A 2,986-nucleotide genomic window follows, 5' to 3' on the forward strand; every position below is an offset into this window, starting at 1 on the left:
GCCGCAGGATGCCGAGCGCGCGGCGCGTGCCGCGCTCGCGATGCAGCCGGACAGCCCGGACGCGAAGCTGCAGCTTGCCGATGCGCTGCTGGCGCAGCGCGACTGGGCGCGCGCGGAGCCGTTGCTGCGCGAATTGCTGGCCGTGCGTTCGCCGAACCCGTCGGCCGTGCGCGGCACGGCGACGCTGTATGAAAACACCGGCCGCGCGGACCGGATCGGCCCGCTGCTCGACGCGCTGCAAGGGCGCGTGACGGGCCGCGACGATCGCCGCGCGCTCGACGGCATGCGCGCCGACCTGCTCGCGAACCAGGCGCGCGCGCTCGCGGACAAGGGCGAACGCGGGCCCGCCGCGCAACGCTACGAGGCGGCCGTGCGTGCGGCGCCCGACGCGCCGTGGACGCGCTTCGCGCTCGCGCGCCTGTATCGCGACATGGGGCTGCCGCAGCTCGGCCGCACGGTGATGGACGAAGGGCTCGCGCAAAGCGATACGCCCGAGATGCGCTATGCAACGGCGCTGTACCGCAATTCGCTCGACGACGTCGCGGGCGCGCAGGCCGCGCTCGCGCCCGTCGACGATGAGCAACGCTCGGACGGGATGCGCGCGCTCGCGCGCAAGCTCGGCGCCGAAAGCACGCTGGCCGACGCGCGCGGCGCGCTCGGGCGCGGCGATCGTGCGGCATTCGCGGCATCGCTCGCGCATGCGCAGGCGAGCGCGCCGGACGATCCCGACATGCTCGCCGCGATCGGCGCGCAGTGGATCGACGCGGGCGAACCCGAGCGCGGCCTCGCGCCGTTGCGCGACTGGATCGCCGCGCATCCGCGCGAAGCCGATGCGGACGTGCGGCTGCGCTACGGCGACCTGCTCGGCAGCGCGGGGCGCGACGACGCACTCGCCGCGTGGCTCGATGCGCTGCGCCGCGAACCGTCGCTGACGCCCGCGCAGACGGCGAGGCTCGAGGACCAGTCGCTGCGGCTCGTGCTGCGGCAGACGGACGATGCGATCGCGCGGCAGGACTACGCGCAGGCGCGTGCGCTGCTCGATCGCGCGAGCCCGGCCGGCCGGGCGGACAAGCGCCATGCGCTCGAACTGGCCGATCTCGAACGCGCGCAGGGCCATTACGGCGCGGCGCGCGACGCGCTCGCACCGGTCGTCGCGCGCACGCCGGACGATACCGATACGCAGCTTGCGCTTGCGCGGATCGACGAGGACAGCGGCAACCGTGCGGCCGCGCTCGTGCGGGTGCAGGCCGTGCTCGCACGCACGCCGGACGACGACGTCGACACGCAACTGTCGGCCGTGCGCCGCCTGAACGCGCTGCGCCGTCCGGACGACGCCGCGCAGGTGACCGGCCGGCTGCAGGCCGCGCATCCGGCGCGTGCGGACGTGACGGTCGCGGCCGGGCGCGTGGCCGAGGCTCAGGGCCGCTATGACGACGCGGCGTCGCTGTACCGGCTGTCGCGGTCGCAGGAACGCATGGCGGGCGTGAGCCCGGGCCGCGACGGGCTGACGCCCGCGCAGGCCGCGTTCGCGGATCTCGAACAGCGGCGCAACCCCGAGATCGAGACCGGCTGGATGCCCGCGTACAAGTCGGGCGACGAAGGCATCTCGTCGTATCGCGCGCAGCAGGTGCCGATCTACCTGCAGATGCCGATCCGCTACGACGGGCATGTGTTCGCGCAGATCGACACCGTGCATCTGGATCCGGGCACGCTCGATACGAGCGACCCGAACGCGTATTCGCTGAAGACCTTCGGGACCTACGCGGCGCTCAGGGCATCGAACGGGCTGCCGCCCCCGTTCCAGTCGAATCAGCAGGCCGCCGCGCTGATCGCGAATCCGCCGGGCTCGCTGCACCAGTCGACGACGGGCGTCGCGCTCGGCGCCGGCTATCGCACGGATGCTTGGCGCTTCGATCTCGGCACGTCGCCGCTCGGTTTCCCCGTGCATTACCTCGTCGGCGGCGTGCGCTACCGTTTCGACGCCGGCCCGGCGAGCTTCAGCGTGAATGCGTCGCGGCGGCCGGAAACGAGCAGCGTGCTGTCGTACGCGGGGATGCGCGACCCGTGGACGGGCGCGGTCTGGGGCGGCGTGCGCCGCGACGGCGTGAACCTGCGTGCGTCGGTCGACGTCGGCCGCACGAACCTGTTCGCGGAACTCGGCGCGGGCGTGCTGTCCGGCCGCAACGTCGAACGCAACGCGGAAGTCACGCTGCGCGCCGGGTTCACGGTGCCCGTGTACGAGCGCGCGACGATGAAGGTCAGCACCGGGCTCGTCGGCAATGCGTGGCACTACGCGCAGAACCTGCGCTACTACACGTACGGGCAGGGCGGTTACTACAGCCCGCAGCGCTACCTGTCGCTCGGCGTGCCGATCGAATGGGCGGGGCGGCGCGACGCGCTGTCGTGGGACCTGACCGTCACGGGCGGAATCTCGAACAGCTACGAGAAGGATTCGCTGTTTTACCCGACGTTTTCGGACCAGCGGGCCGCGCAGGTGGCGGCCGGGTTCGTGTACGCGGGCAGCTCGACACGCGGCGTGTCGTTCTCGTACGGCGTGAACGGTATCGTCGAGTACCGCGTGAACCCGCACCTGAGCGTCGGCGCGCAACTGCATGTCGACCGGTCGCACGACTACGCGCCGAGTTCGGCGCTCGTGTACCTGCGCTATGCGTTCGATGCGCGCGCGCAGCCCAGCTGGCTCGTCACGCCGACGCCGGTGCGGCTTTATTCGGATTACTAGGGTCTGCTTGCATATGGAACGTACATGCGAATGCCCGAAATCGCTCGTAGGGCAAGAAGTGAGGAGCGCCGTTTGGCCGAGCCAAACAAGCGACGAGCGACGCCGCCATACGGGCGATTCCGGGCATTCCCCTGGAATGGATTTTTTAATTTGGGGTTGCCACGAGAACGGCCGCTCGCCGCGTTGCGCTCCTTGCGAATACGTCAGTATTCGCGGCGTCGCGCGCCTCGCGAGCGGCCGTTCTCG

General features: G+C 71.5%; 1 protein-coding gene. It reads left to right on the forward strand.

The genetic code is table 11. From position 1 onward, the window contains the following. A partial coding sequence (locus tag ACPUER_RS36205) for a cellulose synthase subunit BcsC-related outer membrane protein (protein WP_425133506.1) occupies positions 1-2,740 on the forward strand: 2,740 nt, incomplete at its 5' end. Between the last annotated feature and the right edge of the window lie 246 nt (positions 2,741-2,986).

The sequence above is a fragment of the Burkholderia sp. DN3021 genome (assembly GCF_049805555.1).
Classification (GTDB): domain Bacteria; phylum Pseudomonadota; class Gammaproteobacteria; order Burkholderiales; family Burkholderiaceae; genus Burkholderia; species Burkholderia pyrrocinia_C.